The 7,027-nt window shown below is 70.5% G+C and carries 3 protein-coding genes; all 3 read right to left on the reverse strand.

Features of this window, described 5'->3' with window-relative positions; genetic code table 11:
• Positions 1-121: 121 nt before the first annotated feature.
• Positions 122-4,870, reverse strand: coding sequence for a ThuA domain-containing protein (locus FLX08_RS43270; RefSeq protein ID WP_142622636.1), 4,749 nt, complete (start codon positions 4,868-4,870; stop codon positions 122-124).
• A 180-nt stretch (positions 4,871-5,050) separates the two neighbouring features.
• Positions 5,051-6,136: a pyruvate dehydrogenase (acetyl-transferring) E1 component subunit alpha gene (gene pdhA, locus FLX08_RS26905; protein WP_142622638.1), complete on the reverse strand. Its 1,086-nt coding sequence runs from the start codon at positions 6,134-6,136 to the stop codon at positions 5,051-5,053.
• A 175-nt stretch (positions 6,137-6,311) separates the two neighbouring features.
• A complete protein-coding gene (locus FLX08_RS26910; protein ID WP_142622640.1) occupies positions 6,312-6,923 on the reverse strand; it encodes a TetR/AcrR family transcriptional regulator in 612 nt (203 codons plus the stop codon).
• Positions 6,924-7,027 lie beyond the last annotated feature (104 nt).

Consider the following 7,027-nt stretch of genomic DNA (forward strand, 5'->3'; position numbering starts at 1 on the left):
GCGTCGACGGCGGACGGGCAACAGACCTGGCGCGCGGACCGGCCGGTAACGAAGCGGGTGCCCCGCGGCTCGTGTCGCGGGGCACCCCCCAGGTGGCCGCAGACCGGCCGGTCACTGCGGCTCAGCGGCAGGTGGCCGCCGTGTAGGCCGCGTCGTACGACGAGGTGACCTCCGTGCCGTCGATCGTGGCGGTGCCGGTCACGGTGACCGTGCTCGCGTCGATCTGCCCGGCCCGGGTGTTGAAGGACTGGTAGGCCTTCTTGCCCGGGGCCACGTCGGCCACGGTCTTGGCGCCGTACGGCGTGGTCAGCTCCACGGTCGCCGGCACGTCACCGTTGTTGACGGCCGTGACCGCCAGGTACGCCGAGGTGCCGACGCAGCGCGGCGCGGCCGTCACGGTCAGCTCGACCTCCGGCGAGTCGTCCGGGCCGCGGACGAGCGTGAAGTCGTCCACGTCGAAGTCGGCCCCGGTGAACACCAGGTAGAGCTTCGTGGTCCCGGAGGGGACGTTCCTGAGCGGCGTGGAGACATCCTCGTACGACTCCCAGCCGCCGGTGTTGGGGACGGTGACGGTGCCGAGCACGGGGCCGGTCGGGGAACCGGTCCGGATCTCGAAGCCGCCGCTCGGGTTGGGCGAGGCCACCCGCGCCGTGAACCGGGTGACGCCGGTCAGGTCTATCCCGTCGTACGCCGCCCAGTCGCCGGGGTTGACGAAGCCGAGCACGGTGCCGCCGTGCGCGGGGGCGTGCGCGTAGGTGTCGACGCCGTTGGCCTCCGTCCAACTCTCGGCCTGGACGGTGACGTCGCCCTCCGCCGGGCCGAGCTCCTTGATGCGGATGTTCCGGAACGCCACCTCGTCGCCGTCGCCGTGGTTCTGGATGCCCACGTAGCCCTGCTGGAGGGACCGCGCCGGATCCGTGTTGACGAAGTCGTTGATCTTCACGCCGTTCAGGAAGATCTGCAGGCGCTCGCCCTCCACGCGGAGCTCGTAGGTGTTCCACTGCCCGGGCGGGTTGAGCGCGGCGTCCCTGGCCGTGAGGTCCGCCGACTGGAAGCCGTAGACCGACCCGGTGGTCTTCTCCGGAACGTCCGTGGCGTCGATCTGGATCTCGTAGCCGTTGTCGACGGCCGACCACGGGTCGTCCGAGGCGGGGAAGCCGACGAAGACGCCCGAGTTGTCGTCGCCGTTCATCTTCCAGTCGAGCTTCAGGGAGTAGGAGTGGAACTCCTTCGCCTTGTACCAGAACAGCCCCAGGCCGCCGTGCGAGGTCAGGGTGCCGTCGGCCTCCGTGAAGCCGCCAGGCCCGGCCTGCTCCCAGCCGGTGGTGCCGCCGTTGTAGAGCGTGGTGTAGCCGGTCTCCGGACGGCAGTCGGCCTTGAGGTCGCCCATGGCGTACCGGATGCCGCCGAGCAGGTGCTGCCGGAACTCCGGCTCGGAGAAGGACGCCGCGGTGTGCCCGCCGCCCGTGTAGAACGACCGCCCGCCCTGATACTCCTTGCACCACGCGATCGGGTGGTCCTCGCCCATCTTCCCGCCGGAGTAGGACTTCTCGTCCAGCGTGGCCAGCACGTGCGCGGTGCTGCGGGCGTTGGTGCGGTAGTCGTACCACTCGTCGGTGCGGGTCCACGCCGTCCCGAGGTGGGCGGTCGCCGGGTGGGCCCGGTCCTCCACCTTCACGGTCGCCTGCTGCACGGCGGGGTGCGAGGCGAACCACGCTCCGACGAGGCCGCCGTAGAACGGCCAGTCATACTCGGTGTCGGCCGCCGCGTGGATGCCGGCGTAGCCGCCGCCCGCCTTGACGTACGACTCGAAGGCCTCCTGCTGGGCGTCGTTCAGCACGTCGCCCGTGGTGCTGAGGAACACCACGGCCTTGTACTTCGCCAGGTTCTCAGTGGTGAAGACGGCCGGGTCCTCGGTCGCGGTGACCGTGAAGCCCAGGTCCTTGATGGCCTGGATGCCGGCCGGGATGGAGTCGTGCCGGAAGCCTGCCGTACGGGAGAAGACCAGGACCTCGCCCTCGCCGCTGCCCGGGCCCGTCGAGGTCGTCCACTTCTGCGCGTTGCTGCCGTCACAGGTCTTGATGACCATCTGCCCGGTGTTCGAGCCGTCGAGGCACTTGCCCGACTGCGGGTTCCTGATGGTGCCGTCCGTCCCGATCGTCCAGACCTGCGCGGGGACGTTCGCGACGCAGTCCCAGATCTGCACCCGCGTGCCGTCGGCGGTGCCGCCGTTGGACACGTCGAGGCACTTGCCGAGCGAGCGGATCGTGGAGCCGTTGACGCTCCAGACCTGCGCCCCGGTGTCGTTGCACTGGTAGAGCTGGACGTTGGTGCCGTTGGCCGGGTCGGCGTTCGCGACGTCGAGGCACAGGCCGCCGGCGTTGACGATCGGCCCCGGGCTCCCGCCCGCGGGCGGCTCGGCGGTCAGCGTGAAGTCGTCCACGTCGAACAGCGCCCCGTCGTTGCCCTTGAAGTAGAGGTAGAGCTCGGTCGTCCCGGCCGGGGCGTTCGCGAGCGGCGCGGAGACGTCGGTGAACGTCTCCCAGCCTCCGGTGACGGGCACGCTCACCTTGCCCAGCAGGGTGCCGGTCGGCGAGCCCGCGCGGACCTCGATGGTGCCGCCCTTCCCGCCGGAGGAGACGCGGGCCGCGATCCCCTTGGCCGTGGTCAGCGTGTAGGGCTTGAAGGAGATCCAGTCGCCGTTGTTGACATCGCCCACGGTCCTGCCGCCGTGCGCCTGCGACTTGTTGATGGGGTTGACGCCCTGGGAGGCGGTGTAGTGCTCGGCCTGGCGGTGCCGCGGCTGCAGGATGTGCTGGGCGTGGGTGGTCAGCCCGCCCTTGTCGGTGTATTCGGCGTCGAACACGGCGAAGATGTTGGCCGCGTCGTCGTGCTCGCCGTCCACGGGGATGGTCAGCTCACCCGAGCAGCCGTTCTTCGAGCTGATCTGGTGGCCGTGGCTGTCGTGGCCGAGCACGTACGTCATCTTGACCTTGGCGCAGTCGACGTCGCCGTCCTCCGGGTCGGTGACCTTGATCGTGAACGGGACCGAGTCGCCCCACTGGAACAGGCTGCCCTCGACGGGCGTCTCGATGGTCACGGCCGGCGCGGTGTTGCCCGCCGTGACGACCACGCTGGCGCTGCCGCTGTTGCCCGCGGGGTCGCGCACCGTCAGCGTCGCGGTGAACGTGCCGTCCTCGTCGTAGGTCTTGACCGGGTTCGCCTCCGTGGAGGCGGTGCCGTCGCCGAAGTCCCAGGAGTAGGTGAGCGTGGCGCCCTCGGGGTCGGCGGAGCCGGCCGAGGAGAACGTGACGGTGAGGGGCGTCTTGCCCGAGGTCTTGTCGGCCTTGGCCACGGCGATGGGGGAGCGGTCGCGGCCCTTGATGTACTCGAAGCGATACAGCGCCGAGTTGGCGTCGCCGTTGAAGTAGCCGGTGCCGTAGTCGAGCACGTAGAGCGCGCCGTCAGGGCCGAACGCCAGGTCCATCACCTGCGTGCCGGTCCACGGGAAGCCGGCGATGTCGCCGCGCGTCCCGTCGGCCTGCACGTCGATCGCCTTGATCCACCGGCGGCCGAACTCGCCTGCGAACAGGTGTCCGTCCAGGTCCTGCGGGAACTTGACCGCCGAGTCGAGCGCGGCGTCGTAGTGGTAGACCGGCCCGCCCATCGGCGACTCGGAGCCGCCGCCGAACTCGGGCGGCGAGCCGGCGTCGCCGCCGTACCTGATCCACGCGGGCTGGGCGGGCGGCAGCGCACGCTGCCCGGTGTTGCGCGGGGAGGCGTTGACCGGGCCGCCGGCGCAGTCGTACTTCGCCCCGGAGGGCCCGGAGGGGAACGTGAACGCGTTGTAGGTCTCGGCCGGCGTGTTGGTGCCCGTGCAGTAGGGCCAGCCGTAGTTGCCGGGGCGGGTGACCCGGTTGAACTCGACCTGGCCGCTCGGCCCCCGGTTGGGGTCGCCTGTGCCGGCGTCGGGGCCGTAGTCGCCGACGTAGACGACGCCCGTGGCCTTGTCGACGCTCAGCCGGAACGGGTTGCGGAAGCCCATCGCGTAGATCTCGGGCCGGGTGTCCGGAGTGCCCGGCGGGAACAGGTTGCCCTCGGGGATGTCGTAGGTCCCGTCGGGCTTGACCTTGATACGCAGGATCTTGCCGCGCAGGTCGTTGGTGTTGCCCGCGCTGCGCTGGGCGTCGTACGCCGGGTTGCGGTCGGGCCGCTCGTCGATGGGGGCGTAGCCCGACGAGTCGAACGGGTTGCTGTCGTCGCCGGTCGAGAGATAGAGGTTGCCTTCGGCGTCGAAGTCCATGTCGCCGCCGACGTGGCAGCAGATGCCGCGGTCGGCGGGCACGTCGAGGATCTTGACCTCGCTGTCCTTGTCGAGCGTCCAGTCGGGCTTGACCGTGAACCGGGACAGCCGGTTCACGCCCTTCCAGGCCGAGAAGTCCGACGCGGTGGCCGGAGCGTCGCCGTCGGGGGTGTCGAGGCGGGGAGCGTAGTAGAGGTAGATGAACCGGTTGGTCGCGAAGCCGGGGTCGGCGGCGACTCCCTGGAGCCCTTCCTCGTCGTGGGTGTAGACGTTCAGCGTGCCGACCACGGTCGTGTCGCCGCGCGCGTCGGTGCGCCGCAGGACGCCCTCGCGCGCGGTGTGCAGCACCGACAGGTCGGGCAGCACGGTCATCGTCATCGGCTCGCCCATCTCGGCGACGCCCCTGGCCAGCTCCACACGCTGGTAGTCGGCGGCCTCGATGGGCGCCGCGTGCGCCTGTGCGGGCGCGGCAGGGGTGAGCACGGTCATGCCCGTGAAGGCCAGGAGCAGGGCGCAGGTCTGCGCGATCCGTTTTCTGGCGCGATCGGTCGGCCGCCTGGGGGGCATGGCGGAGCTTCCTTTCCTTCGGGGCCCACGCGTTCGGCACGCGTGCGCTTCACAAATCGGCCGCAGTAGCGGTGATTCGCCCCGAAGGTAAGCTGCTTTTTGAGAATTGTGAAGATAGTTCTCGCGAAACGACGCAACTTTTGCTGGTTTGTGACGAAAGTCGGTCGCCCCCTGTGGCTCTCAGGCGCCGGGCTCCTCGAAACGGTCGAGGTAGGCGGCGTACCAGGCGCGCTCCTCCTCCACCAGCGCGTGCCGGTCGGCGTAGACGTGCTCGAACATGGCGTCCACCGGCGGGTCCGGCAGGGAGATGACCCCGTCGCGCAGTTCGAGCGCCAGGCGGTCGCCCTCCTCGTCGACCTCGGAGAAGAACGCCTCGTCGGCCATGCCCTCCCGCAGCAGGTAGGCCCGCATGCGCGCGATCGGGTCCTTCCGCCGCCACGCCTCCACCTCCTCCGCCGGCCGATAGCGGCCCGGGTCGTCCGAGGTGGTGTGGGGGCCCATCCGATAGGTGTGCGCCTCGATGAGGAACGGCCCGCCCCCGGAGCGCACGTGCCGCAGCGCGGCCCTCGTCACGGCGAGGCAGGCCAGCACGTCGTTGCCGTCCACCCGTACGCCGGGGAAGCCGTAGCCCCGCGCGCGCTGGTAGATCGGCGCCCGGCTCTGCCGCCCGACGGGGTGGGAGATGGCCCACTGGTTGTTCTGGCAGAAGAACACCACCGGCGCGTCGAACACGGCCGCGAAGTTGAAGGCCTCGCTGACGTCCCCCTCGCTCGCCGCGCCGTCGCCGAAGTAGGCCACGACGGCCGAGTCGTCGCCGTCCCTGCGCACCCCCATGGCGTAGCCCACGGCGTGCAGCGTCTGCGCGCCGAGGACGATCGTGTAGAGGTGGAAGCGGGTCTCCCGGGGGTCCCAGCCGCCGTTCGTCGTGCCGCGCAGCATGCCCATGAGGTCGAGAGGGGGGATGCCCCGGCACCAGGCGACGCCGTGCTCCCTATAGGAGGGGAACACGTGGTCGTCCGGAGCGAGCGCCCGGCCCGAGCCGATCTGGGCGGCCTCCTGCCCCAGACAGGGGATCCACATTCCCAGCTCGCCGAGGCGCTGGAGAGCGAAGGCCTCCCGGTCGATCCGGCGCACCAGCGCCATGTCGCGGTACAGCCCCCGATACTGGCTCTTCGACAGGTCCAGGTCATATTCGGGGTGCGCGACACGCTCGCCTTCGGGCGTGAGCAGCTGGACCAGATCTTCGGCCTCGTCCTGGCGCCGCACGTCGTCTCCTCTCTGACAGCGGTGACCGCTGCGCGGCGCCTCCGACCCCTCCCCATCGACGGGTCCGTCCGCACCGTGCGCAGCCAATCATTGCGGTTGTCAGGTGCAAGGGTTCACACGACGTGCCCGCCATGCCGATGAGCTGCGGTTTTGTGTGACCGCCTTGAGACGGGGGTCAGCCGGTCACGCAGGCGGGGCGCAGGCCCGCGAAGACGATCGCGAGCGTACGGGCCCGCAGATCTGGCTCCCACGGGGTGTGCAGGGACGCCTGGCACACGCCGATCAGCAGGGCCATGATCTCCGGCACCCGCACGTCGGGCCGTACGGCACCGGCCTGCTGGGCCTTGCCGACGAGCACCTCGACGGCCTCGCGCAGGGCGAGGACGGGCTTGGCGACGGTGACCGGGATGCCGGCCTGGGCGAGCAGGTCGACGACGGTCTTCTGCTCTGCGGCCTGCTCGACGGTGCGGGTGAAGAAGGTGAAGAGGGCGGTGGCGGGGTCGCCCTCGGCCGCGAGCGCCCGGGCCTCCTCGGCCAGCCGCACCGCGACCGCGTGCATGATCGCCTTGAGCAGGGACTCCTTCGTGGGGAAGTGCCGGAAGACGGTCCCGATGCCGACGCCGGCCTTCTGGGCGATCTCCTCGGTCGAGGCGGAGGGGCCCTTGGCGGCGAAGACGGTCTCCGCGGCCTCCAGGATGCGGGTACGGTTGCGCTGGGCGTCGGCGCGCAGAGTCCTGGCCGGCGCTCCTGAGGCGTCCTGCTCGGGAACGCGCTGGTCCTTCGGCATCCCTCGGCTCTCCCCACGCCTCGATTGACATCCGGATTCGCCGCTTCATAGCCTGTAACCGAAGTGGAGACTCCGATTGTAGGTCACGCCGCAGCGAGGAGTGC

Source organism: Microbispora hainanensis (genome assembly GCF_006874475.1).
GTDB lineage: Bacteria > Actinomycetota > Actinomycetes > Streptosporangiales > Streptosporangiaceae > Microbispora > Microbispora hainanensis.